The 24,784-nt window shown below is 71.7% G+C and carries 24 protein-coding genes and 1 riboswitch; of the genes, 16 read left to right on the top strand and 8 right to left on the bottom strand.

The genetic code is table 11. From position 1 onward, the window contains the following. Positions 1-30 precede the first annotated feature (30 nt). The gene (locus C4T78_RS33305; protein WP_093348028.1) at positions 31-1,617 is read right to left on the bottom strand and encodes a beta-N-acetylhexosaminidase; all 1,587 of its coding nucleotides are present in this window, start codon (positions 1,615-1,617) and stop codon (positions 31-33) included. Between the two features lie 152 nt (positions 1,618-1,769). Next, positions 1,770-3,650: a propionyl-CoA synthetase gene (locus C4T78_RS33300; RefSeq protein ID WP_093348030.1), complete on the bottom strand. Its 1,881-nt coding sequence runs from the start codon at positions 3,648-3,650 to the stop codon at positions 1,770-1,772. 313 nt (positions 3,651-3,963) lie between these two features. Between C4T78_RS33300 and C4T78_RS33295 the strand changes: the two genes are divergently transcribed. The 8 genes from C4T78_RS33295 (at position 3,964) to C4T78_RS33260 (ending at position 11,824) form a co-directional block, all read left to right on the top strand. Further along, positions 3,964-4,200, top strand: coding sequence for a hypothetical protein (locus C4T78_RS33295; protein ID WP_093146449.1), 237 nt, complete (start codon positions 3,964-3,966; stop codon positions 4,198-4,200). Positions 4,201-4,582: 382 nt separating this feature from the next. Next, positions 4,583-5,290 carry a cardiolipin synthase ClsA gene (gene clsA, locus C4T78_RS33290; RefSeq protein WP_093348033.1) on the top strand — a complete coding sequence of 236 codons (708 nt, stop codon included), beginning with the start codon at positions 4,583-4,585 and terminating at the stop codon, positions 5,288-5,290. A gap of 156 nt (positions 5,291-5,446) precedes the next feature. Beyond that, positions 5,447-5,833 carry a glycine cleavage system protein GcvH gene (gene gcvH, locus C4T78_RS33285; protein WP_093348036.1) on the top strand — a complete coding sequence of 129 codons (387 nt, stop codon included), beginning with the start codon at positions 5,447-5,449 and terminating at the stop codon, positions 5,831-5,833. Between the two features lie 118 nt (positions 5,834-5,951). Further along, entirely contained in the window at positions 5,952-6,407 is a 456-nt protein-coding gene (garA, locus tag C4T78_RS33280; RefSeq protein WP_093146452.1) for a glycogen accumulation regulator GarA, read from the top strand. Positions 6,408-6,808: 401 nt separating this feature from the next. Further along, entirely contained in the window at positions 6,809-7,285 is a 477-nt protein-coding gene (locus C4T78_RS33275) for a bifunctional nuclease family protein (RefSeq protein WP_093147450.1), read from the top strand. 268 nt (positions 7,286-7,553) lie between these two features. After that, positions 7,554-8,123, top strand: a complete 570-nt coding sequence (locus tag C4T78_RS33270; RefSeq protein ID WP_093348038.1) for a MerR family transcriptional regulator — start codon at positions 7,554-7,556, stop codon at positions 8,121-8,123. 77 nt (positions 8,124-8,200) lie between these two features. Then, positions 8,201-8,303: riboswitch (glycine riboswitch) on the top strand. Between the two features lie 177 nt (positions 8,304-8,480). Next, complete coding sequence (gene gcvP / locus C4T78_RS33265; protein ID WP_093348041.1) at positions 8,481-11,357, top strand: aminomethyl-transferring glycine dehydrogenase; 2,877 nt, start codon at positions 8,481-8,483, stop codon at positions 11,355-11,357. 197 nt (positions 11,358-11,554) lie between these two features. Continuing rightward, complete coding sequence (locus tag C4T78_RS33260; protein WP_093146455.1) at positions 11,555-11,824, top strand: HesB/YadR/YfhF-family protein; 270 nt, start codon at positions 11,555-11,557, stop codon at positions 11,822-11,824. Between the two features lie 50 nt (positions 11,825-11,874). Here C4T78_RS33260 and C4T78_RS33255 read toward each other — a convergent pair whose 3' ends face one another. The 3 genes from C4T78_RS33255 to C4T78_RS33245 form a co-directional block, all read right to left on the bottom strand. Next, entirely contained in the window at positions 11,875-12,420 is a 546-nt protein-coding gene (locus tag C4T78_RS33255) for a hypothetical protein (RefSeq protein WP_093348045.1), read from the bottom strand. 82 nt (positions 12,421-12,502) lie between these two features. Further along, the gene (locus tag C4T78_RS33250; RefSeq protein ID WP_218161474.1) at positions 12,503-13,666 is read right to left on the bottom strand and encodes an MFS transporter; all 1,164 of its coding nucleotides are present in this window, start codon (positions 13,664-13,666) and stop codon (positions 12,503-12,505) included. Next, positions 13,666-14,211: a Chromate resistance protein ChrB gene (locus tag C4T78_RS33245; RefSeq protein WP_093348047.1), complete on the bottom strand. Its 546-nt coding sequence runs from the start codon at positions 14,209-14,211 to the stop codon at positions 13,666-13,668. The genes C4T78_RS33250 and C4T78_RS33245 overlap by 1 nt, the downstream gene beginning before the upstream one ends. 141 nt (positions 14,212-14,352) lie before the next feature. On the opposite strand from C4T78_RS33245, the gene C4T78_RS33240 reads away from it, so the two are divergent. From C4T78_RS33240 to C4T78_RS36835, 6 genes are all read left to right on the top strand, one after another. Continuing rightward, on the top strand, positions 14,353-14,886 hold the full coding sequence (locus tag C4T78_RS33240) for a 2,4'-dihydroxyacetophenone dioxygenase family protein (RefSeq protein WP_093348050.1): 534 nt from the start codon (positions 14,353-14,355) through the stop codon (positions 14,884-14,886). Positions 14,887-14,899: 13 nt separating this feature from the next. Further along, on the top strand, positions 14,900-16,123 hold the full coding sequence (locus C4T78_RS33235) for an MFS transporter (RefSeq protein WP_093348054.1): 1,224 nt from the start codon (positions 14,900-14,902) through the stop codon (positions 16,121-16,123). Next, positions 16,120-17,112 (top strand): alcohol dehydrogenase catalytic domain-containing protein, encoded by a 993-nt coding sequence (locus C4T78_RS33230; RefSeq protein WP_093348057.1) that lies wholly within the window; start codon positions 16,120-16,122, stop codon positions 17,110-17,112. Before C4T78_RS33235 ends, C4T78_RS33230 begins: the two co-directional genes overlap by 4 nt. Next, the gene (locus C4T78_RS33225) at positions 17,109-17,807 is read left to right on the top strand and encodes an SDR family NAD(P)-dependent oxidoreductase (protein WP_093348060.1); all 699 of its coding nucleotides are present in this window, start codon (positions 17,109-17,111) and stop codon (positions 17,805-17,807) included. The genes C4T78_RS33230 and C4T78_RS33225 overlap by 4 nt, the downstream gene beginning before the upstream one ends. 61 nt (positions 17,808-17,868) lie before the next feature. Then, the gene (locus C4T78_RS36840; protein WP_218161475.1) at positions 17,869-18,327 is read left to right on the top strand and encodes an AraC-like ligand-binding domain-containing protein; all 459 of its coding nucleotides are present in this window, start codon (positions 17,869-17,871) and stop codon (positions 18,325-18,327) included. 36 nt (positions 18,328-18,363) lie between these two features. Continuing rightward, positions 18,364-18,759, top strand: coding sequence for a helix-turn-helix domain-containing protein (locus C4T78_RS36835; protein ID WP_218161476.1), 396 nt, complete (start codon positions 18,364-18,366; stop codon positions 18,757-18,759). A 171-nt stretch (positions 18,760-18,930) separates the two neighbouring features. On the opposite strand, the gene C4T78_RS33215 is transcribed toward C4T78_RS36835, so the two are convergent. Then, on the bottom strand, positions 18,931-20,070 hold the full coding sequence (locus C4T78_RS33215; RefSeq protein WP_218161477.1) for an MFS transporter: 1,140 nt from the start codon (positions 20,068-20,070) through the stop codon (positions 18,931-18,933). 219 nt (positions 20,071-20,289) lie between these two features. Between C4T78_RS33215 and C4T78_RS33210 the strand changes: the two genes are divergently transcribed. Both C4T78_RS33210 and C4T78_RS33205 read left to right on the top strand, forming a co-directional pair. Further along, the gene (locus tag C4T78_RS33210) at positions 20,290-21,099 is read left to right on the top strand and encodes a molybdenum cofactor biosynthesis F family protein (RefSeq protein WP_093348649.1); all 810 of its coding nucleotides are present in this window, start codon (positions 20,290-20,292) and stop codon (positions 21,097-21,099) included. A gap of 12 nt (positions 21,100-21,111) precedes the next feature. Then, positions 21,112-22,788 (top strand): amidohydrolase, encoded by a 1,677-nt coding sequence (locus C4T78_RS33205; RefSeq protein WP_093348065.1) that lies wholly within the window; start codon positions 21,112-21,114, stop codon positions 22,786-22,788. A 107-nt stretch (positions 22,789-22,895) separates the two neighbouring features. Here C4T78_RS33205 and C4T78_RS33200 read toward each other — a convergent pair whose 3' ends face one another. Both C4T78_RS33200 and C4T78_RS33195 read right to left on the bottom strand, forming a co-directional pair. After that, on the bottom strand, positions 22,896-23,840 hold the full coding sequence (locus C4T78_RS33200) for an alpha/beta hydrolase fold domain-containing protein (RefSeq protein WP_093348067.1): 945 nt from the start codon (positions 23,838-23,840) through the stop codon (positions 22,896-22,898). After that, positions 23,837-24,778: an alpha/beta hydrolase gene (locus tag C4T78_RS33195; RefSeq protein WP_093348069.1), complete on the bottom strand. Its 942-nt coding sequence runs from the start codon at positions 24,776-24,778 to the stop codon at positions 23,837-23,839. Before C4T78_RS33195 ends, C4T78_RS33200 begins: the two co-directional genes overlap by 4 nt. Positions 24,779-24,784: the final 6 nt, after the last annotated feature.

Genomic DNA, 24,784 nt, shown 5'->3' with positions numbered 1-24,784 from the left:
GGCGCCTCGGGGCGCCCTCCACCGGGTTGCTCAGTCGTTCCAGGGGATCTGGGGCGACCTGTAGTAGTTGATGCCGGAGGCCTCCAGGCGGGGTCCGTGGGCGGCCAGGCGCTGGGCGAAGGACTCCCAGTCCTGGGCCGACTTCGGGGACCAGGCCAGTTCGGCGAGGGCGGGCAGGCGGGGGAAGGCCATGAACTCGATGTGGTCGGAGTTCTCCAGGGTTTCCGACCACAGCGGCGCTTCCACGCCAAGGACCGCTTCTTCCGGCACGCCCTGCAGGTAGCTGCCCGGGTCCCAGCCGTAGGCGTCGGCGACCTCGATGAACCCGGCCCACTTCAGGCCCAGCGGGGTGTTCTCGTCGTACTTCATGTCCAAGTAGGACTTGTTCGCCGGTGAGACCAGGATCTTGTTGCCGCGCGCCACCGCCTCGGGCAGCAGCGGATCGCTGTTCTCGGTGCCCCAGTACTGCACCACCGCCTCGCCCTGCGGGGCGGCCTTGGCGTACTCGTGCCAGCCGACCGCGGTCTTGCCGTACTTCGCCACCATCGGCAGCACCCGCGAGACGAACTTCTTGTAGTCCTCCTCGCTGGTCGCGTCCGCCTCGTCGCCGCCGATGTGCAGGTACGGGCCGGGCGTGATCTCGGCGAGCTCGCGGATGACGTCCTCGACGAACTCGTAGGTGATCTCCTTGTCCACGCACAGCGAGCTGAAGCCGACCTCGATGCCGGTGTAGAGCGGCGGTGCCACCCCGTCGCAGTTCAGCTCGGCGTAGGAGGCCAACGCCGCGTTGGTGTGCCCGGGCATGTCGATCTCGGGGATCACCACCACGTGCCGGGCGGCGGCGTACTCGACGATCTCGGCGTAGTCCTGCTTGCTGTAGTGCCCGCCCGGGCCGCCACCGACCTCGGTGCTGCCGCCGTACTCGGTGAGCTTCGGCCAGCTGTCGATGTCGATGCGCCAGCCCTGGTCGTCGGTCAGGTGCAGGTGCAGCCGGTTGATCTTGTACCGGGTGATCTGGTCGATGTAGCGCTTGACCTGCTCGACGGTGAAGAAGTGCCGTGCGACGTCGAGCATCGCGGCCCGGTGCTCGAACCGCGGCCGGTCGACGATCTCGCCGCCGGGCACCGGCCACGGGCCGGGCTGCTCGGTGCGGCTCTCGATCGCGGCGGGCAGCAGCTGCCGCAGCGTCTGCACGCCGTTGAACAGCCCTTCGGTGCTGGCGGCGCGCAGATCGATGGTCTCCTCGGTGACGTGCAGCCGGTATCCGGCCGGGCCGGTTTCCGCGGCGGCGTCGAGCTCCAGCGCGATGTCGCCGGTGCCGAGCTTGCCGCGGTTCACCGGCACCGGGAACCCGGTCGGCGGCCGCAGGATCCCGGCCAGGTATTCGCCGACCTCGGCGGCTTCGCCGGAGGCCCGGATCGACGTCTGCTGGGACAGTTCGAAGGTCGTCGCCGGATCCGGTCGCACCGATTCGGGGGCGGGAATGAGGTTGTCCATGGCTGGGTTCTCCACGGCAGGTGCGGCCGTCGCGGGAACCGCGGTCCCGGCGATCAGCGCACCGGCCACAACGGCGAGCGCGGCTCTGCGCACCGTTGGTCGGGTCGGGCGTGAGGTCATGTGCGTGCGCTCCTCGTGGCTCGGGAACGGTGCACCCAAAGGTATAGACCAAAGCCGACCGGCGAAGCGTCCGAACGGACGCATCGGTTCCCACCCGCGGGCGGGACGGTCGATTTCGCGCGAAGCCGACCGTCCCGCCGCTGGGGACCGGGTCAGGACTCGCCGCGCAGGGCCGGGCGGAGTCGGTCGAGCACCGCCGGGTCCTCGATGGTGGACGGGACCTTGGTGTCGCCGCTGTCGGCGATCTCGCGCATCGACTTGCGCAGGATCTTGCCCGAGCGCGTCTTGGGCAGCCCGTCGACCACCGCGACATCGCGGAACGCCGCCACCGGGCCGATCTGCTCGCGCACCGCCGCGACCAACTCCGCCCGCAGCACCTCCGGATCGACGTCCACACCGGACTTGAGCACCACCAGCCCGCGCGGCACCTGCCCCTTCAACGCGTCGCGCACCCCGATCACGGCGCACTCGGCGACCGCGGGGTGCGCCGCCAGCACCGCTTCCATCGAGCCGGTGGACAACCGGTGCCCGGCGACGTTGATCACGTCGTCGGTCCGGCCCATCACGAACACGTACCCGTCGGCGTCCACGTAGCCGTTGTCGCCGGTCAGGTAGTAGCCGGGGTAGCGCGACAGGTAGGACTCGCGGAACCGCTCGTCATCGCCCCACAGCGTCGGCAGCGTGCCCGGCGGCAGCGGCAGCCGGATGCAGATCGCGCCGTCGGTCTCCGGCGGCAGCGGGTTGCCCGCCTGGTCCAGCACCACCACGTCGTAGCCGGGCACCGCCACCGTCGGCGACCCCGGCTTGACCGGCATCGGCTCCAGCCCGCGCAGGTTCGCGCAGATCGGCCAGCCCGTCTCGGTCTGCCACCAGTGGTCGATCACCGGCACGCCGAGGTGCTCGGCCGCCCAGTGGTAGGTCTCCGGGTCCAGCCGCTCGCCGGCCAGGAACAACGTCCGCAGGCTGGAGATGTCGTGCTTGGCCAGCAGCTCGGCCCGCGGGTCCACCCGCTTGATCGCCCGGAACGCGGTCGGCGCGGTGAACAGCGCCTTGACCCGGTGATCGGCGATGACCCGCCAGAACGCGCCCGCGTCCGGCGTGCCCACCGGCTTGCCCTCGTACATCACCGTGGTGGCCCCGGTCAGCAGCGGCGCGTAGACGATGTAGGAGTGGCCGACCACCCAGCCGACGTCGGAGGCGGTCCAGAACACCTCGCCCGGCCCGATGTCGTAGATGTTGGCCATCGACCAGCGCAGCGCCACGGCGTGCCCGCCGTTGTCCCGCACCACGCCCTTCGGGCGGCCCGTGGTGCCCGAGGTGTAGAGCACGTACAGCGGATCGGTGGCCTTGACCGGGACGCACTCGGCCGGTTCGGCCTGCGCCAGCGCGTCGTCCCAGTCCACGTCCCGCTCGCCGAGCTCGGCGCGCGCCTGCTCGCGCTGGAACACGATGACGCGCTCGGGCTGGTGCTCGGTCAGCCGCAGCGCCTCGTCGACGATCGGCTTGTACTCGACGACCCGGTTGGGCTCCAGCCCGCAGGAGGCCGCGACGACCACGGTCGGCCGGGCGTCCTCGATGCGCGCGGCCAGCTCCTTCGGCGCGAAGCCGCCGAAGACCACCGAGTGCACCGCGCCGATGCGGGCGCAGGCCAGCATCGCGATCGCGGCCTCCGGGATCATCGGCAGGTAGAGCACCACGCGGTCACCGCGCTGCACGCCCTGCGCGCGCAGCGCCCCGGCGAACAGCGCCACCCGCTCCAGTAGCTCCCGGTAGGTCCAGCGGACGACCTGGCCGGTCATCGCCGAGTCCCAGATCAGCGCGTCCTGCTCGCCGCGGCCGTCGCGGACGTGCCGGTCCAGCGCGTTGAAGCAGGTGTTGAGCTCGCCGTCGGGGAACCAGCGGAAGAACGGGTCGGCGTCGCGGTCGAGGGCGCGCGACGGTTCGCGCTCCCACTCGATCGCCGCCGCCGCGTCGAGCCAGAAACCCTCCGGGTCGGTCAAGCTCCGCCGGTGGGCCTCGGCATAGGCACCCATGACCAACTACCTCCCGCATCCGCCGCCAATTGCCTGTCGTCCTACCGCACAACCACCGGGTGCGCCAGAGCCCTCGTGCCGCGATGCGAACAGGTGTCCCCGGTGAGCGGTTCGCCCGAGTTCGGCTGGGCGTAGCGCCCGGCCTATCGCCGACGGCAGCTCGGCGACGGAACGCGTCCGCTGGGCGCTGCGGTCCGGCTTCGGCGCGACGCAGCGCGCACGAGCGATCACAATCGAGTCCGAGTCTGAGATCGGGCTAACAAAAGCGCGCGCCGCGCCGACAACAGAAGCAGAAAACGGAGGTGCTGCAACGATGAGCACGGAACCGGCCCGGTCCCCCGAGGCATCCACCGCACAGGTCGAAACGCGCCCGGCCACCTCGGCCGAACTGCCCACCGCGCCGTGCAGCGTGGTGTGGAGCGGTGGCCATTCCTACGTGCTCGAGGGCTCCGCCGGTGCCCGCTGGGCGGGCGTCGACGACCGCGGGCGCGCGCGCTTCCTCACCGACGCCGAGCTCCGCCGCCGCGGCTGGAGCCGCACCCGGGCCTGACCCCGCCGGCTCCCACCGCCCACCCGGCCCGATCTGCCGCTCTTGATTCCGGTCGGTCGCCGCAGCTGCGACGGCCGACCGGCGCCGGTCGGGAGCCAATCGCGGGCGCCGCGGGAGCACATCGCCCTCGGCGCTCGCGGTCGCCCGGCGAGGACGGCCCGGCCGCCGCGCACTGGTCGCGGACGAGGCCGGACACCGCGAGTCCAGGCGGGCGCTGAGGTTGCGCTGCAGGCCCCGCCACGCGAAACCAGTCCGGAAATCCAGCGAACCGCGGGGGAGCCCGGCCGCCAGGTGTGTTGTGCGTCGAATGTGAGATCCTGACCCGGAGGGGATGCGCATCCGTGCATCTGGGGTAGCACGCACAACCATTCAGGGGAGGCTCGTGGTGCAGGACGCCGAGCGCACCACGGAGAACACCACGAGCGGAGGCCACGGGGGCGACCCCGGTCGCTCGCCGGAGCATCGCCAGGACCACGGCATAGCCCGGATCCGCGAAGCCGCCGCCGGGGTGTGGGCCGATCCATGGTGGACACTGCCGAACCTGCTCAGCGTGCTCCGGCTGGCCGGGGTGCCGCTGTTCCTGTGGCTGCTGCTCGGCCCCAAGGCCGACCTGCTCGCCCTGCTGGTGCTGGTGGTCAGCGGGATCACCGACTGGCTCGACGGCAAGCTCGCCCGCTGGCTCAACCAGTACAGCCGCCTCGGCGAGCTGCTCGACCCGGCCGCCGACCGCCTCTACATCGTCGCCACCCTGGTGGCCTTCGTGCTGCGCGACGTGGTGCCCTGGTGGGTCGCCGCCGCGCTGGTGCTGCGGGACGTGGTGCTGACCCTGTGCCTGCCGGTGCTGCGCTGGCACGGCTACGAGCCGCCCGAGGTGCACTACCTCGGCAAGGCCGCGACCTTCTGCCTGATGTACGCGTTCCCGCTGTTGTTGCTGGTGCAGGAGGAGTTCCCGCTGTCCGAAGTGGTGCGTCCGGTCGCCTACGCCTTCACCTGCTGGGGCGGCGCGCTGTACCTGTGGGCCGGAGTTCTGTACCTGGGGCAGGTGGTGGCCGCGGTGCACCAGGCCCGCCGCCGGCCGGCGCGAGCGTGACCGGCGTTCGCCGACGCCCGCGGGTGGGCTGGGCGGACGCCACCGGGGGTCGCCTTGCGGGCGGCACCGCGAGCTGCATACGCTCGCCGAGCCGATCACGCCACCAGCGCGGCCGGCGATCCGAAGAGCAGCAGCGGACGAGGAAGGCGGGACCACGTGGCGGCCCCGGACGAGATCAAGTACACCGAAGAGCACGAGTGGGTCCAGCGCACCGGCGAGGACACCGTGCGCATCGGGATCACCGACTACGCCCAGCAGCAGCTCGGCGATGTGGTGTTCGTGCAGCTGCCCGAGCTGGGAGAGCAGGTCTCGGCGGGGGACTCCATGGGTGAGGTGGAGTCGACCAAGAGCGTGTCGGACATCTACGCTCCGGTCACCGGCGAGGTGACCGCCCGCAACGGCGAGCTGGAGGACCAGCCCGAGTTGGTCAATTCGGCGCCGCAGGACGGCGGCTGGATGGTCGAGATCAAGCTCGCCGAACCGGAGCAGTTCGCCGATCTGCTCGACGCCGAGGCTTACCAGAAGCTGATCGACCAGGGATGATCGTCGATCTGTCGGGGTCGCCCGGGAGAATGTCGGGAGTCCCGCGTCCAACGCCTGCCCAGGCACGGTACGTTGGGCACATATTTAGCACGATCTATCCGCGTGGAGGAGAGCTCAGGTGAGCCAGAACAGCGGCTTCGGCGAGGTTCCGCCGGAGCAGTCACCGGAGACCACCTCGGTCTTCAGGCCGTTCCTCTCGGAGCCGGAGAGCACCGAGAGCCCGGCCCCGGAGCCCGCCGCCGCGTCCGGGGTCGACGCACTGCCCGCGGGCAACGCCCTGCTGGTGGTCAAGCGCGGTCCGAACGCGGGCTCGCGGTTCCTGCTGGACCGGGAGACCACCAGCGCGGGTCGGCACCCGGACAGCGACATCTTCCTCGACGACGTCACGGTTTCCCGTCGGCACGCGGAGTTCCGCCGCGAGGGCAACGACTTCGTGGTCGTCGACGTGGGCAGCCTCAACGGCACCTACGTCAACCGCGAACCGGTGGACACCTCGGTGCTGGCCAACGGCGACGAGGTGCAGATCGGCAAGTTCCGGTTGGTGTTCCTGACCGGGCCGATCGACGGGCGCTGAGACCCGGATCCGACTTCCGGCCCGCCAGCGGGGCGACGCCATCCCGGCGCCGCCCCGCTGGCGCGTCGCGGTACTTGCGCGACCGGGGTCGAGTGGCATCCGCAGCGGGGAATTTCTCGGCGCCGCAACCGGTTCTGCCGTTGCAGCGGCTTCATTTCCGGCGGTCCGCGCGACCGGTCGGCGGTGTATCGTGCTGGTAATGCTCGATGACGAGCTCGGCCAGCGGTTCGGGCCCACCGGAGGCGATCGGGCATCCGGTGGGAAAGCTGTGGCAGCGGCGGCCGGTGAGGCCGCCGGAGGGATGGGCGTGGCCGCCGTATCGCGGGTAGCGTCGAAGGCGTCGGTGCGCGATCCTCGACAGGGATGTCACGCTTCGGCGCGCTGGAGGAGGCGATGTGACGATGAGCAGTGAGATGCGCGTCGTCGGCGTGCGAGTGGAACTACCAGCCAACCAGCCGATCCTGCTGTTGCGCGAGGCGCACGGCGAGCGTTACCTGCCGATCTGGATCGGCTCGGTCGAGGCGACGGCCATCGCGCTCGAGCAGCAGGGCGTGCGACCGCAGCGACCGCTGACGCACGACCTGCTCAAGGACGTCATCGGCGCTCTGGGGCGCGACCTGGAGCAGGTGCGGATCACCGATCTGCAGGAGGGCACCTTCTTCGCCGAGCTGGTGTTCGACGGGGATGTGCGGGTCTCCGCGCGGCCGAGCGACTCGGTGGCGCTGGCGCTGCGCATCGGAGTGCCGATCCACGCCGACGAATCGGTGCTGGACGAGGCCGGGCTGATCATCCCCGACGAGCAGGAGGACGAGGTGGAGAAGTTCCGCGAGTTCCTCGATTCGGTGTCGCCCGAGGATTTTAGAGGGGCCGACACGTAACGGTCGGCCGATCAGGTGTTCCCGGCCCCCGCCTGCTGGCGCAGGCGGGGGCCGGGTCGTCGGTGGTGCCCCGCGCGTCGCGTTGACCTCCCCGCGCGGCAGGCATACCGTCGGGTTACGCGAAATTGCCCCGGTGTGATTCAACGGGTGAACTGCCGATGCGGTGGTGCTACCGGACCGCGGTCGGCGGGGCGTTCGCGGCCCTGATCGAAGCGATTCGGGCGCTGGTGATCGTCGTCGGCGACAAGCCGGACGAGGGGAGGCAGGCGTGGTCGAGGAAGCGTCCAACGGGGATGCTGCCGCGGAGCAGGGTGGGCTGTTCCCAGACGCCTCGCTGCCGGACGAACTGGTCGGCTACCGGGGCCCGGCCGCCTGCCAGATCGCCGGCATCACCTACCGCCAGTTGGACTACTGGGCGCGCACCAAGCTGGTCGGCCCGTCCATCCGCGGTGCGGCGGGCTCCGGCTCCCAGCGGCTGTACTCGTTCAAGGACATCCTGGTGCTCAAGGTGGTCAAGCGGCTGCTGGACACCGGGGTGTCGCTGCACAACATCCGGGTCGCGGTGGAGCACTTGCGCAACCGCGGCGTGCAGGACCTGGCGCGGTTGACGTTGTTCAGCGATGGCACGACGGTCTACGAGTGCACCTCCGCGGAGGAGGTGGTCGATCTGCTGCAGGGCGGCCAAGGGGTGTTCGGCATCGCCGTCAGCGGTGCGATGCGCGAGATCAGCGGCACCATCCACGAGTTCCCGGCCGAGCGGGCCGACGGCGGCGAGATGGTGCAGGCCGAGGACGAGCTGTCCCGGCGTCGCCGGGACCGGCAGGCCGAGACCGGCTGAGCCGGTCGCGGCACTGTGCCGCAGCTCGCATCGCGGGTCCGTGAGGGCCTGCTGATCGGGTAAGCTCCACGCATCGCCGACCCCGTGCGGGAGAGTCCGGCCCGGCGCCCAGCCGCGGTCGGCGCCGAAGGAGCAACCCTCCCCGACAACCTCTCAGGCCACCTGGACCGCACGGGCGAGATACCTCTGGAAAGAGGGTGCACCACGGGCGTGGTGCCACCCCGCCGACGGTGCAAGCCCGGTTCCCGGGTGAAGCTCTCAGGCGTTCGCTTCGCGGACGGGGACAGAGGGGGAGAGAACAGCGCAGTCCCAGCTGCACTGCCATCCCCTGTTCGCCGCGATGATTGAGGTTTGGCGATGACCGACGACCGCATTCCCCTGGCAGCTCTGGAGCACGGCACGCCGTTCGCCGACCGGCACGTCGGACCGGCGCCGGCCGAACTGGCCCGCATGCTCGACGTGATCGGCGTCGGCTCGCTGGAGGAACTGGGCCGCAGCGCGGTGCCGGAGGCCATTCGCGAGGACGACCTGCGGCTGGCGCTGCCGGACCCGGCCACCGAATCGGCGGCGCTGGCCGAGCTGCGCGAGCTCGCGCGCCGCTGCAACCCGCACACCGAGATGATCGGGCTCGGCTACTACGGCACCACGACCCCGCCGGTCATCCTGCGCAACGTGCTGGAGAACCCGGCCTGGTACACCGCGTACACGCCGTACCAGCCGGAGATCTCGCAGGGCAGGCTGGAAGCGCTGCTGAACTTCCAGACGATGGTGGCCGACCTGGCCGGGGTGCCGGTGGCCAACGCCTCGATGCTGGACGAGGCGACCGCCGCGGCCGAGGGCATGACGCTGGTGCGCCGCGCGGGCAAGTCCAAGTCGCCGCGGTTCCTGGTCGACGCCGACACCCTGCCGCAGACCATCGCGGTCATCGAGACGCGCGCCGAGCCGCTGGGCATCGAGGTCGTCGTGGCCGACCTGTCGGAGGGCCTGCCGGAGGGCGAGTTCTACGGCGCGCTGCTGTCCTACCCGGGTGCCTCCGGTGCGCTGCGCGACCACGAGGCGATCATCGCCGAGGTCCACGAGCGCGGCGCCAAGGTCGTGGTGGCCACCGACCTGCTGTCGCTGACGCTGCTGCGCGCGCCCGGTGAGATCGGTGCCGACGTGGTGGTCGGCAGCACCCAGCGCTTCGGCGTGCCGATGGGCTTCGGCGGCCCGCACGCCGGGTTCATGGCCGTGGCCAAGGGCCTGGAGCGGCAGCTGCCCGGGCGGCTGGTCGGGGTGAGCGTCGACGCCGACGGCGACAAGGCCTACCGGCTCGCGCTGCAGACCCGCGAGCAGCACATCCGCCGGGAGAAGGCGACCAGCAACATCTGCACCGCGCAGGTGCTGCTGGCCGTGATGGCGTCGATGTACGCCGTCTACCACGGTCCGGCCGGGCTGCGGGCGATCGCGACCCGCGCGCACCGGATGGCCGCGGTGCTGGCCGAGCAGCTGCGGCGCGGCGGCGTCGAGCTGCTGCACCGGGAGTTCTTCGACACGATCGTCGCGAAGGTGCCCGGCCGGGCGGACGAGGTCGTGGCCGCGGCTCGGCGCGGCGGCATCAACCTGCGCCGGGTCGACGCCGACCACGTGGGCGTCAGCTGCGACGAGACCACCACGCGAGCGCACCTGGAGACGGTGTGGCAGGCGTTCGGGATCGACGGCGTGGACGTCGACGAGCTGGACGCGCAGACCGCTGACGCGCTTCCGGCGGCCCTGCGCCGCACCTCCGAGTACCTGACGCACCCGGTGTTCCACTCCCACCACTCGGAGACCTCGCTGCTGCGCTACCTGCGGCGGCTGTCGGACAAGGACATCGCGCTGGACCGCAGCATGATCCCGCTGGGCTCGTGCACGATGAAGCTCAACGCGACCGCCGAGATGGAGGCCATCACCTGGCCGGAGTTCGGCTCGCTGCACCCGTTCGCGCCCGCGCAGGACGCCGAGGGCCTGCTGTCGCTGGTCAAGGACCTGGAGACCTGGCTGGCCGAGGTCACCGGCTACGACGCGGTGAGCCTGCAGCCCAACGCGGGCAGCCAGGGCGAGTTCGCCGGCCTGCTGGCCATCCGCGCCTACCACCGCAGCCGTGGTGAATCGGCCCGCGACGTGTGCCTGATCCCGGCGAGCGCGCACGGCACCAACGCCGCCAGCGCGGTCATGGCCGGGATGCGCGTGATCGTGGTGCGCTGCGACGACGACGGCAACGTCGAGCTCGACCACCTGCGCGAGCTGGTCGCCGAGCACGCCGACGACCTCGCCGCGATCATGATCACCTACCCGTCCACGCACGGCGTCTACGAGGGCACCGTGCGCGAGGTGTGCGGCCTGGTGCACGACGCGGGCGGGCAGGTCTACGTCGACGGCGCGAACCTCAACGCGCTCATCGGCCTGGCCCGGATGGGCAAGTTCGGCTCCGACGTCTCGCACCTGAACCTGCACAAGACGTTCTGCATCCCGCACGGCGGCGGTGGCCCGGGCGTCGGCCCGATCGGCGTGCGCGAGCACCTGGCGCCGTTCCTGCCGAACCACCCGCTGCAGCCCTCGGCCGGTCCGGCCACCGGGGTCGGCCCGATCAGCGCGGCCCCGTGGGGCAGCGCCTCGATCCTGCCGATCTCGTGGGCCTACGTGCGGATGATGGGCGGTGAGGGGCTGCGCCGCGCGACGCTGACCGCTGTCGCGGCGGCCAACTACGTGGCCCGGCGGCTGAACAACTACTTCCCGGTGCTCTACACCGGTGAGGGCGGGTTCGTCGCCCACGAGTGCATCCTCGACCTGCGCCAGATCAGCAAGACCAGCGGCATCACCGTCGACGACGTGGCCAAGCGGCTGGCCGACTACGGCATCCACGCGCCGACCATGTCGTTCCCGGTGGCCGGGACGCTGATGGTGGAGCCGACCGAGAGCGAGAACCTGGTCGAGCTGGACCGCTTCTGCGAGGCCATGATCGCGATCCGCGCGGAGATCGACAAGGTCGTCGCCGGGCAGTGGCCCGCCGACGACAACCCGCTGGTCGGAGCCCCGCACACGGCGGCCTGCCTGGCCAAGGACTGGGACCACGCCTACTCCCGCGAGGAGGCGGCCTACCCGCTGGGCGTGGGCGAGGCGAAGGTGTGGCCGGCGGTGCGGCGCATCGACGGTGCCCGCGGCGACCGGAACCTGGTCTGCTCCTGCCCGCCCCTGGACGCCTACCAGTCCTGAGCCCACCCGGGTGGCGGTCGGTTTCCGAGGAGTCGACCGTCACCCGGGTGAGCGTCGATTTCTCGGGAAGTCGACGTTGCCCTGGGTGGATGGGGCTTCGGGCGGGGACACGCCCGGGTGGTTGGTTTGCGTGTTGGGCCGATTGGATGACACGGTGGCCCCTTCACCTGACCGGCTCCGAGAAGGAGTTGAGCACCATGCTCACCATCAGTGAGAGCGCCGCCGAGGTCATCAAGCTCGTCCTCGTCGGTGGTGACTCTCAAGAAGGCTCCGGGCTGCGCATCGCACCGGCCGGGGACGGACTGCAGGCTTCGATCGCCGATCAGCCCCAGGAGGGCGATGAGGTGATCGAGGCCTCCGGGGTCCGGGTTTTCCTCGAACCGCAGGTCGCCGCCCTGCTCGGGGACAAGACGCTCGACGCCGAGAAGGACGCCAACGGCGAACTGGCGCTGGCCGTCCGCGACTGATCCGACGATGGAACGCCCCGGGCACCTCGCCCGGGGCGTTCCGTCGTTCTTCAGCGCCGACTCGTCGCGAGCTCGCGGGCAGCGGGCGCCCACTGCTGGAGACGGCCCCAGGGCTTGAACACCGACAGCAGGTAGGCGGTGAGCAGCAGGCTCGGCCCGAGCACGATCGGGAAGAACAGCGTCGGCGGGATCGCGGCGGTCGGGTCGCCCGCGGCCATCCGGGCGCCGGCCTCGGCCGCCTCGTTGATGCCCGGGCGAAGCCCGGCCAGGATCAGCACGGCGAAGACCACGTTGATGGCGAGTTTGACCGCCACCCACCAGTAGCGCACCAGCCCGTACTTGCCGCCGAGGCCGAGCACCGCTCCCGAGGCCAGGCACAGGACGCTGGTGGTGAACATCGGCCACACGGCGAAGAACCCGACGGCCTGCAGCGCTGTGCCCGCGGTCTGCGGGGAGTCGGTGACCACGGCCGTGATGACCAGGACTCCGACGGCGAGGTCGATGCCGAACCAGGCGGCCGCGGCCAGCAGGTGCACGGCCAGGAACACCTTGCGGCCACGACCGCTGAGCCGGCGGCTCGGGCGCGTTGTCGTCATGGGGATCCCTCCTGTCGGCGCGGCTCGTTGAAGCGTGGCCGACGGGAGGGATCCGCTCATCCGTTGCGGAGCTGAACCTCGGCTACGCCCGCTGACGTAGTCGCGCGGCGCGCACTGCGAAGGCGACTGCGGGGCCCAGCGCGATCAGGACGGCGAGCGCGGTGTAGCCGGTGGCCAGCCCTGCGCCCGTGGCGATCGCCGCGACCAGCAGCGGGCCGCCCGCGTCGCCGAGCTCCCGGCCGAGTTCGGCCGCGCCCATCGTCTGGCCCATCCGCTCCTGCGGGGTGGCGGCGGCCAGCGCGGCGAAGCCGAGCGGCGTGATCAGGCCGGTCCCGGCTCCGATGAGCGCGGCGGCGAGCAGGATGCCGAGCAGGCCGGGCAGCACCGCGCAGGCCAGGCCCACCGCCGTGAGCAGCAGGCCTGCGGCGATGCCGCGGGACGGCGTGAGACGGCCGGCGTCCAGTGCCCGCCCGGCCGTCGGCTGCACGACGGCGGCGCAGGCGGCCAGCACCGACACCGCGGCTCCGGTGGCGACCGGGCCCAGCCCGTCCAGTCGGCCGGTCACCGGCAGGAAGCCCACTCCCACCGACAGCGCGGCGGTCGCCGCGGCCAGCGCCGCCGTCGGGGCGAGGAACGCCAGGTCGGTGAGGCGCCGGACGAGGTCGAGCACCGTCTGGCGGGCCTTGGGCAGCGGCGGGGCCGACGGGACGTCGATGGCGGCCCACACCGCGACGGCGAGGCCGAGCAGCGCCATCACCGCGAACAGCAGCCGCAACCCGCCGACCCAGACCAGCACACCGCCCAGCAGCGGACCCAGGGTGTAGCCGATGGACTTGTAGAAGCCGTAGGACCCGAAGGCGCGGCCGTGCTTGGCCGACGGGTTGAGCCGGGCGACGAGCGCCGAAGCGGACGGCGAGAAGGCCGACGCCGCGGCGCCCTGGCCCAGACGCGCCACCCACAGCCAGGCGGGGCTGTCGGCGATGACGTAGGTGGCCGAGGCCGCGGCGAAGCCGAGCAGGCCGCCCAGCAGCACCGGGCGGGCGCCGATGCGGTCGGCGAGGGTGCCGAACAGCGGTTTGAGCAGGACTTCGGCACCGTCGTAGAGGGCGAGCAGCGCGCCGAGCACCAGCAGCGAGGTGACCGCGTCATCGGAGAAACCGCCGAGGTTCGCCGCGATGCCGTGAGCGCCGAACGCGGTGGTGAAACCCGCGGCGTACAGCGGCCACATCTGACGCTTCGAGCGCATCACTCGCTCCCGTTGTGCAGCGCGTTGAAGACGCGTTCTGCGTAGTCCTCGCACGCCGCTGCGCACTGCTTGAGCCGTTCAGCGGCTTCGCGGGCCTCCGGAGCGCCGAAGACGTCGCGGGCGGTCAGGTCGCGGTGCCAGCGGCGCAGCCGTTCCAGCGACTGCTCCTCTTCCTCCAGTTCGGCCAGGGTGAACTTGGCGTTGCGGATCTCCTTGGCCAGTTCCGCCTCGAACTTGCCGCAGTCGGCGAGGAACTCCGTCCAGTCGGCAGAACGCGCCGCGGTGAACTGGGCTTTCAGCGCGACCGCGTCGGATTCGCCGCGCCCGGCGGCGTCCAGCGCCAGGGCCTGGCCACCGGCCTGCTCGGTCAGCTCGATGGCGCGGGCGATCCCGTCGGCGAACACCGGGACGTCGGGCACGCTCCACACACCTTGCCCGAGGGAGAGCGCACCGATCTTGCGGAGCTCCCGCCACACCGCGACCCGGTGCCGGGAGGGCTCGGCGGGCACCTTGATCACGAGGACCAGCCAGCGAAGGTCTGTCACGAATCAAAATGTAGCACCTGTTACAACGGCGGCGGAAGCGTGTCCGGGACGGACAAGGACTGGTCCGCCAGCGGAAAGACCCGGGGGCCTCCGGCGGGATTGGATGCCAGCACCTGAAAGCGAGCGGAAAGGCGGCCGACGATGCCCGAGCAGCCCACCACGGAGTTCTGGAAGGACCTCAAGCCGATCGAGAACTCCTTCAGACCGGACGCGCAGCCGGAGGTCTACCTGTCGCAGGTGGCCACCGACGACGACCGCTACTACGCGCCGTTCTCCGACACCGTCGGCTCCCGGCCGCTGTGGATCAACGTCAAGGACAACTCCTGGTCGGACATCCTGCGGGCCAAGAAGGCCGGGTTGGTCAACCGGCACTACCACCCGCACGAGGTGTTCGCCTACACCATCTCCGGCAAGTGGGGCTACCTCGAACGGCCGTGGACGGCATCGGCCGGAGACTTCGTCTACGAGGCGCCGGGGGAGGGGCACACCCTGGTGGCCTACGAGAGCGAGGAGCCGATGAAGGCCATGTTCATCGTCAAGGGCCCGCTGATCTGGCTGGACGAGAACGGCGAGACCACCGGTTTCTTCGACGTGCACGACTACATCGAGCTGTGCCGGAAGCACTACGACGCCGTCGGCATCGGCGCGGACTACGTCAACTCGCTGTTCCGCTGAGCCGGGTGCTGCCGTGAACCCGGTCCGCTACGAGAACCGTCTGCTGCTGATCCTGTTCCTGTCGTTCGGTTTCGTGTTCTTCGACCGGCAGGCGCTGTCGTTCCTCGCGCCGATGATCCGCGAGGACTTCCCGCTGTCGAACACCCAGCTCGGCGCGCTGTCCGGGGTGCTGGCGCTGACCTGGGCGCTGTCCGGGATGGTCGTGGGCACCGTCTCCGACCGGATCGGGAAGCGGAAACCGCTGCTGATCGCGGCGATCCTGGGTTTCTCGGTGTGCTCGGCGGCGTCCGGTCTGATGACCGGCTTCACCGGGTTGCTGATCGCCAGGGCGCTGATGGGGCTGGCCGAGGGCGCGGTGCTGCCGATGGCGCAGTCGTTGATGATCGAGGCCTCCCAGCAGCACCGCCGCGGCCTGAACATGGGGCTGGTGCAGGGATCCTCGGCCGGGCTGCTCGGCGGGATCGTCTCGCCGGTAGTCGTGGTGTGGGCCGCCGAGCACGTCGGCTGGCGGGCGGCGTTCCTGCTGACGATCGTGCCGGGGCTGCTGCTGGCGGTGTGGGTGGCGCGCTCGGTGCGCGAGGTGCCGCCCGGCGGCCGGGTGGCTGCGGCCGTGGAAACCGGCGCGAAGGTGCCGGTCGGCCAGCTGCTGAGGCAGCGCAACATCGCGCTGTGCATGGCGATCGCGGCCTGCTACCTCACCTGGTTCGTCGTGATCATCACCTTCGCCCCGACCTACCTGGCCTCGGTGAAGGGGTATTCGCCGGGCACGATGAGCGCGGTGATGGCCTGCTTCGGCGTCGCCTGGGTGCTGTGGGGTTTCGCCACGCCGGCGATCTCGGACCGCATCGGCAGGCGGCGCACGATGATCGCGTTCACCGCGGTCGCCGCGCTGTGCCCGCTGGCCGTGGTGCTGGTGGCGCAACCGCTGCTGCTCGGGGTGATCGTCGTGCTCACCTACACCGGGCTGGGCTGCTTCACGCTGTTCATGGCGACGATCCCGGCCGAGACCGTGCCGAGCCGGGCGCTGGCCACCGCGCTGGGCCTGGTGATGGGCGTGGGCGAGCTCTGCGGCGGTTTCCTGGCGCCGATGCTGGCGGGTTGGGCCTCCGACGAGTGGGGCCTGCAGACGGCCATGTTCATCGCAGCGGGCGGCGCGGTCGTGGTGGTGCTGTTGTCGTTCGGACTGCGGGAAACCGCGCCGCTGGTCCTGCAGCGGCGAGCGGAGGTGGAGGCATGAAGGCTGCGGTGTACCACGGCGCCGGGGACGTGCGGGTCGGCGAAGTGCCGGTGCGGGCTCCCGGGCCGGGGGAGGTGCAGGTTCGGGTCGCATACTGCGGGATCTGCGGTAGCGACAAGCACGAGTTCGTCGACGGGCCGCACGCGATTCCGGTGGATCGGCCGCACCCGGAATCCGGGGTGGTGGCGCCACTGGTTCTCGGGCACGAGTTCTGCGGCACGGTCACCGCGGTCGGCGCCGAAGTGCGCGGTCTGGCCGAAGGCGACCGGTTGGCGATCGAACCGCACTACCGGTGCGGGCGCTGCGATCGCTGCCGGGCGGGGGAGTACAACATCTGCGCGCACTTCGGGTTCGCCGGGTTGATGGGGCACGGCGGTCTGGCCGAGTACGCCACCGTCCCGGCGTACATGGCGCACGTGCTGCCCGAGGACGTTTCCTTCGAGCAGGCAGCGGTTTTCGAGCCCGCCTCGGTGGCGCTGCACGCGCTGCGGCGGTCGGGAGCGCGTCCCGGCGAATCGATCGCGGTGGTCGGGCTCGGGCCGATCGGGTTGCTGATCACGCTGCTCGCGCGGCAACTGGGCGTGCAGCGGATCCACGGTGTCGACCCGGACGCCGCGCGGCGCGAGCTGGCGGTGGAGCTGGGAGCCACCAGCGTCGGCGACGACGTACCCGAGGTGGACGTGGCCTTCGAGGTGGTCGGCGTCCAGTCCACGTTGGACAAATCGATCGCGGTGACGCGGGCGGGCGGGCGCGTGGTGCTCGTCGGGCTCGGCGGGCGCCTGGACTTCGACGCCTTCGCGCTCGTCAACCGCGAGCAGTCCATCATCGCGACCGTCGGCTACCGGGACACCTTCCCGGAACTGATCCGGCTCGCTTCGCAGGGCGTGGACTTCTCCCGGATCGTCACCTCGACGGTGGCGCTCGACGAGGTGGTGGAGCGCGGCCTGCGCGCGGGTGCCGGTGAGGTGAAGGTGGTGGTGCGGCCGTGACCGTGGTGATCACCGGTGGAACCTCGGGCATCGGAGCCGCCACCGCGCTGCGGTTCGCCGAGCGCGGGTCGGAGGTGCTGGCGATCGGGCTGCCGCCCGCCGAGCCGGGCCAGTTGCCCGCGCACGAGCGGATCGCGATCGCCGAGCAGGACGTCACCGACCGGTCGGCGCTGGCCGGGCTGATCGGCGAGGTCGACGTGGTGGAGCACCTGGTGGCCTGCGCAGGCATCAGCGGCGACCGGCGGGAGTACGAGCCGGAGGTGTGGGAGCGGGTGCTCGCGGTGAACCTCACCTCGGTGCTCACCGCGTGCTCCGCCGCCCGCGACCGGCTGGCCGCCACGGGCGGTTCGGTCGTCACGGTGTCGTCGATGTTCGCCTTCACCGGCAGCGCCGACCGGCCGGCCTACAGCGCGAGCAAGGGCGGCGTCAGCCAGCTCACCCGCTCGCTGGCTGCCGAGTACGCGCCGCTGGGCGTGCGGGTCAACTGCGTGGCACCGGGTTTCGTGGTCACCCCGCTGGCGCGCGGCGTGCTCGACGATCCGGTGGCTTCCGCCGCGGTGCTGGAGCGGATCCCGATGGGCCGGCTCGGCGAACCCGACGAGGTCGCCTCGGTGATCGAGTTCCTCTGCTCGCCGGCCGCCCGCTACGTCACCGGGGCCGTGGTGCCGGTGGACGGCGGCTACCTGGCCGCTTGAGGCGGGGCGCGGCGCGGGGTTACCCTGCCCCCGCAACGAGGCGCGCCGGCGGGAGGCCGTGATGACTCAGCCTGTTTCGCTGATCTCGCGAGTGTCCACGGCGCGCCTCGACCCGGCCGACCGGGTGGCCGCGTGGGAGGAGTACAACCGCCGCGCGCTGGTGGGCTTGAAGTGCTCTCCCTACGCCGAGCAGGGATTGCTGGCCACCCAGACCAACGTGCGGTTCGGCGCGCTGCGGATGGCCGACATCGCCGGCAACGAGCACGTCATCGAGCGGACCTCGGCGGCATGCCGTGCGCTGCCGAAGGATTCGGTGTTCGCGAGCCTGGTGCTCTCCGGCGAGGCAGTGTTCTACCACGGCCGGGGCTGCCTGACCCTCGGCGCGGGCGAGCTGGTCGTGTACGACACGCGCCGGTCCTACCTGTTCGGCTTCGCCGCGCCGATGCGCCAGCTGCTGGTGGACATTCCGCGCGAGCTGTTCGCGGAAGTGCCCAGCCCGGCCAAGTTCGACGCGGACTGATCGGCGCTGCGGGCGCTGCGCACCCTGCTGGAGTCGGTGGCGGCCCGCCCGGAGGCGGTGGCCGACGGCGCGGACGAAACGGCGCTGGACCTGCTGCGGGCGTTGCTGACCGGTGGTGCTCCGCCGCTGTTCGCGGCCAAGGACTACATCGACCGCCACCTCGGCGACCACGAGCTGTCCCCGGCCAGGGTCGCCGCCGTGGTCGGCATGTCCGCGCGGCACCTGGGCAGGCTGTTCGCCGCCGAAGGCGACACCCCGGGCCGGTACGTCCTGCGGCGGCGCCTGGCGCGAGCGCGGCGCGAGCTGGCCGACCCGGCAACCCGCCACCGCACGATCGCCGACATCGCGCACCGCTGGGGCTTCGCCAGCCACGCCCACTTCACCAGGGTCTTCCGCGCCGAGTACGGCCACCCACCCACCGACCTGCGCTGAGACCGGCCATGAGGTTCCGCGATTTCAATGGAAATCAGACGTCCGATTTCAATGGAAATCGCGGAACTCCGGTGCGTCCGGTGCCCGACACACCGGTGGTGCGTCCGATTTTGTGCAATTTCAATTGAAATTCACTGTTTGATTTCCATTGAAATTGCGTGGGGACCCGGGTCAGGGGTGGGGTGCCGGTTTGGAGGTGATCGCGGCGCAGGTCGTGGCGAGCAGGACCGCGGTCAGGGAGACCGCGAGCATCGCGGTGTGGCCGCCGGTCGCGTCGACCAGCACTCCCGCCAGGTACGGGCCGATCGCGAAGCCGCCGCCGATCATCAGGTTCGCGCTGTTCATGACCTGGTTCCCGCTGCTGAGGTCCGCGAGCGCGGTCAGCAGGTTCGGCAGCAGGAACGTCCAGGCGAACTTGAAGACCACGGCGGCCACCGCGAACCGGAGCAGGCCGGGAGCGCCGAAGAGCAGCGCGATGCTCGCGGTCAGCGCCGCGTAACCGGAGAGCAGGTAGGTGCGGCGGTGCGGGCTGTCGCCGATGAGCGTGGCGATCAGCGCGGAGCCGATGCCGGCCACCGTCGCCACCGACAGCACCACGCTGGTGTCGGCGAGATCGGTGCCCGCCGCCGAGGAGATCCCGGCCATGAACGTCCACACCCCGCTCAGCGCGATGTAGAACAGGAAGATGCCCGCCAGCCCCAGCGCGAACCTGGCGCTCGGCGTGCGGTGCGCGGTGGCTTCCGGCGCGTTCAGGCCGCCGCGCAGCAGGCGCACCACCGGCAGGCACAGCGCGCCGAGCGCGGCCATCGTCCAGTACACCGCTGAGACGGGGGCACCGGCGAAGAGGGCCGGGAACACGGCCAGGATCAGCGCGCCCATCGCCAGCTGGCTCACCACGAAGATGCCGAAGGCGCGGCCCGGGTTGGCGGTGCGGGCGCTGAGGGTGAGCAGCACGATCGTGATCGAACCCGCGGCCAGCGAGGTGATCACCCGGACCGCGACCAGCAGCGGGAAGCTCTCCAGCAGGCCGGAGACGACGTTGCCCGCGATGAACACCGCGGTGCAGGCGTAGGTCGCGGCGCGCGGATCGATCCGGCCCAGCCACAGGTAGGCGGGCAGGGTGGCGAGGCTGAAGGCGCCGAGTTCGAGCGAGAACAGGCCGCCGAGCTCGCCCGGCGTCAGGCCGAACTGCGCGGTCAGCGCGCCGCCGATCACCGGTGCGGTCAGCAGCACGGTGTAGAGGACCGCGCTGTAGACACCGATGAAGGTGCCCGCCGCGCGATCGGAGGTGGTGAGCCCGGTGGCGACCATGGCGGACCCCATTCCTCGTCGGGGCTTGCGTCCACGGAGGACGTTCGCGAGCGGGAGTCGCGGCCTGCAGCATCGCCCGGACCCGGCGCCGCGACAGCCGTCCGGCCGGGACGCGTGCACGCACCGACAAGGACGGTGCAGCCCGGGACAAGACACCGCCGCGCCCGCGGCGGGATCGTCGTGCCCGTCCCGCCCCCGGAGATCACCGAGGACGAATCGATGACCACGCTTTCCGACACCTCCACCTGGCCGCCGCTCAACGAGCTCGCCGACGGCTTCGACGCCAACAAGGGCCCGGTCTCCACCGCGCTGGCCGACCGTACGATCACCCTGGTCAACGCCAACGGATCGCGCGTCGAGCACCAGTTCACCCGCGACGAGGTGCGCTGGGACTACGTCGCGGCCGAAGGCGACCCGCACGGCGACGAGCGCGGCGCGGATCGCTACGAGGCCTTCGAGGTCGACGAGCAGCTGTACTACGTGCAGTTCCACACGAGCACTCGCCCGAACGACGCGGTGTCGCTGCTGCTGGACCTGCGCAGCGGTCACGCGCTGAGCGTGGTGAGCCAGATCGGCGACACCGCCCCGCGGGTGACCCAGGGATTCATGCCCGGGGTCATCGACGGCGTGGAGGTCACCGGCACCGCACCGGCGCCCACCACGAGCCTGCTGGGGCGCCGGGTGATGTGGGTGTACAGCGAGCAGCACGCTTACGAGCACGTCTACCTCAGCCCGCACTGGTACACCTGGCACTGCCTGGCCGGGCCGGAGCGCGGTCTCGCCGACACCGACGAGCACACCACCTACCAGCTGCGCCCGGGCATCCACGTGTTCGCCTGGCGGGAGAAGGTGATCCCGTGCGCGGCGGTCACCGTGGCCGACCACCGGAACGCGCGCGACATCCGCTCGCACGGCGCGCTCTTCGGCCTCGACGAGTCCGGCTCGGCGACCACCCACTTCACCTTCGGCGCGCGCGGTCGCCTCCTGAGCACCACCGCGCACCCGGCCGAGTACGACCCCGCCCGCTGAGGAGACCCCGCCATGAACACCGCAGACCTGATCCTGACCGGCGCCACGGTGTACACAGTGGACGCCGGGCGGCCGTGGGCGACGGACCTGGCGATCGCCGGCGGCGAGCTGCTGGCGGTCGGCGACCGCGACGAGGTCGCCCGCCACGGCGGGGACGGCACTGCGGTGGTCGACCTCGGCGGCGCGTTCGTCATGCCCGGGCTGGTCGACGTGCACAACCACCACGTGCTGGCCGGGATGGCCGAGCTCTTCGAGCTCTCGGTGGATCCCGCGGCGGACCTGGCGCAGGTGCTCGCGGTCGTCGCCGAGCAGGCGCGTTCGGTGGGCCCGGACGAGTGGGTGATCGGCGGGTCGTGGGGCTCGCACCTGGTCGGCGAGCTCTCCCGCGAGGCGGCGTTGCGAGCGCTCGACGAGGCGTCGGGCGGCAGGCCGGTGCTGCTGTCGGACGACAGCCACCACAACCGGTGGGCGAACTCGCGCGCCCTGCGGCTGGCCGGGATCGGTGCGGACAGCGCGGACCCGGCAGGCGGTGCGATCGTGCGCGACCAGGACACCGGGCGGCCGACCGGGTTGTTGCTGGAACGAGCGGGAATCGCCGCCGCACGGGCGGTCCGCGACGCCGCCGCGCCGACCGCCGAGCAGCACCGCCGCGCCTCGCGGCGGGCCGTGGAGGTGCTGAACTCCTACGGCATCACCGCGTTCCAGGACGCCGGTGCGTCGCGGGACGTCATGCGGGCGTTGCAGGAGCTGGACGACGACGGCGGGCTCAGCGCCTGGGTGGTCAGCTCGATGCTCATCAACGATCCGATCTTCGGGTTCGCCCCGATCGGTGCGGACCTGCTGGCCGAGGGCGAGCGCTACCGCAGCGCGCACCACCGGCCGGACTTCGTCAAGATCTTCCTCGACGGGGTGCCGCCGACGCGCACCGCGGCGTTCCTCGACCCCTACCTGCCCGACCACGCGCACGGCGCGCACCACCACGGCGAGCTGAGCATGCCGCCGGAGGAGCTCCTCGGCTGGCTGCGGTCGGTGGCCGGTGCGGGGCTGTCGGCGAAGATCCACTGCACCGGGGACGCTTCGGTGCGCGCGACGCTGGACGCCGTGGCGCAGATCCGCGCGGGGGGAAACCGGTCGAGCCGGTTCCAGATCGCGCACGGCCAGTTCGTGCACCCGCAGGACCTGCCGCGCTTCGCCGAGCTCGACGTCATCGCCGACATCTCGCCGTTCCTGTGGTTCCCCGGCGTGATCCCGGCGGCCATCGCCGAGGTGCGCCCGGCGGAGCTGGCCGGGCGGATGCAGCCCAACCGGGCGCTGCTGGACTCCGGCGCGCTGGTCGCGGGCGGATCGGACTGGCCGGTGAGCACCTCGCCCAACGCGTGGGAGGGCATCCAGGGGCTGGTGACCAGGCAGGATCCCAGCGGGGTCCACGCCGGCTCGCTGTGGCCCGAGCAGGCGCTGACACCGGCCGAGGCGATCGAGGTGTTCACCATCAACGGCGCCCGGGCGATGGGCCTGGGCGAGGTGACCGGATCGCTGATGCCGGGCAAGTCGGCGGACTTCGTCGTGCTCGACCGCAACCCGTTCGACCACCCGGTGCACGAGCTCGCCGGCACCACCGCGCAGGAGACCTGGTTCGCCGGTCGCCGGGTCTTCCGGCGAGCGGAATCCTCAAGCGCACCAACCGAATGACGGGGGCCGAGCGGCGCAACCGGGTGCGTCCGAACGACAGGTAGGATGGGGACGTCGACCGCGTGCTTCCCGCATTCCCCCTCGGGAAAGCACGCGGTCGGCTTCGTTCAGCCGAACAGCCGGCGCAGCCAGGAATCCCGAGCCGCCATCGCGGCCCGCGACACCTCGGCGTGCGGGGAGGAACCGGCGAAGCCGTGGTAGCCGCCGGACCACACGTGCAGTTCCGCGCGGCCGCCGGTGGCCCAGATCCGCGTCGCGTAATCGATGGCCTCGTCGCGGAAGACCTCGGCGGCACCGACCGAGATGAACGCCGGTGGCAGCCCGGACAGGTCGCCCGCGCGCGCCGGTGCCGCGTACGGCGAGACCGCGTCGGTGCCGCGCCGCGAGCCGAGGATCGCGTTCCACGCGGTGTCGTTGTTGTTGCGGTCCCAGGCGCCGATGCCGTCGTACTGCCTGCTGGAGACAGTTTCGTTGCGGTCGTCGAGCATCGGGCAGTCCAGCAGCTGCCCGACGAGCGCGGGGCCGCCCCGGTCGCGCGCCATCAGCGCGACGGCCGCGCTCAGCCCGCCGCCCGCGCTCGAACCGCCGACCAGGATGCGCGCCGGGTCCACGCCGAGCTCACCGGCGTGCTCGGCGAACCAGCACAGGCCCGCGTAGCAGTCCTCGGCAGCGGCGGGCGCCGGGTGCTCCGGGGCGAGCCGGTACTCGACGGTGACCGCGACGGCGTTGAACCGCAACACGTCCTCGACCAGTCCGGCCGCTCCGAACGCGCGGTTGCCCAGCACCATCCCGCCGCCGTGGATGCTGCAGATGCCCGGCGCTCCGGTGGTGCCGCCGCGCGGTCGCAGGACGGTCAGCTCGACACCGGGTGCGGTGACGTGCTCGAAGTCCACCGGCCGGTCGCCGATCGCGGCTTCGACCGGCGGGACGATGGAGTCGAATCGCGCGCGGTTGGCCAGGATGGTCTCCGCGCGCAGCGGAACCTGCTCGACGAGTTCGAGGAAGGCGGCCAAGCCGGGTTCCAGCTCGGGGTCGTAGGGCACCGGGGTCATGACGCCAGCACCCGCCGCAGCCAGGACAGCCGCGCGGCCAGCGCGGCCCGGGTGATCTCGGCAGCCGGGGCGTAGATGTCGAAGCCGTGGCAACCGCCGCTCCACACGTGCAGCTCGGCGCGGCCGCCGGTGGCCCAGATCCGCCGGGCGTACTCGACGTCCTCGTCGCGGAAGCCCTCGGCGCTGCCGACCTCGATGAAGGCGTGCGGCAGGTTCGACAGGTCCTCGGCGCGGCTCGGCGCTGCGTAGGGGGAGACCTCGGTGGCGTCGCCGACCAGCGCCGACCAGCCCGCGATGTTGGTCTCCTGCGGCCACGGGCCGAGTCCCCGGTACTGGTGGCTGGCCACCGTGGTGTTGGTGTCGTCGATCATCGGGCACAGCAGCAGCTGCCCGGCCAGCGCCGGACCGCCGCGATCGCGGGCCAGCAGCGCCACGCCCGCGGACAGCCCACCGCCGGCGCTGCCGCCCATCACGACGATGCGCGCCGGGTCGATGTGCAGCTCCGCCGCGTGCGCCGCGGTCCACACCAGGCCCGCGTAGCAGTCCTCCACGGGTGCGGGGTGCGGGTGCTCGGGTGCGAGGCGGTACTCGACGTTGACGGCGACGACGCCGAGCTCCAGCACCAGGTCGACGAGGCGCTGGTTGTCCATGTCGCGGGTGCCGAGCATCATGCCGCCGCCGTGGATGTTGTACAGCGCGGGAACCGGGTGGTCGAGCCCGCGCGGGCTGAGCACGGTGATCGCGATGTGTCCGTCAGCGGTGTGCTCGGCCACCTCGACCGGGCGATCGCCGATGACTTCGGCGGCGGTGGGGAACGTCGAGGCCATCGCGCGCCGCAGCTCGGGGAGCGCCTCGGCGGTGCAGTCCGGCGTCGTGCCGTCCGGAGGGCCCAAGACCGCTGCGATCTCCGGATCGAAAGGTACTGGGATGTGGGGCATTTCGGG

Origin of the sequence: Saccharopolyspora kobensis, from assembly GCF_900108315.1 — a bacterium.
Classification (GTDB): Bacteria; Actinomycetota; Actinomycetes; order Mycobacteriales; family Pseudonocardiaceae; genus Saccharopolyspora; species Saccharopolyspora kobensis.
This window is presented reverse-complemented; position numbering and strand designations above follow the sequence as displayed.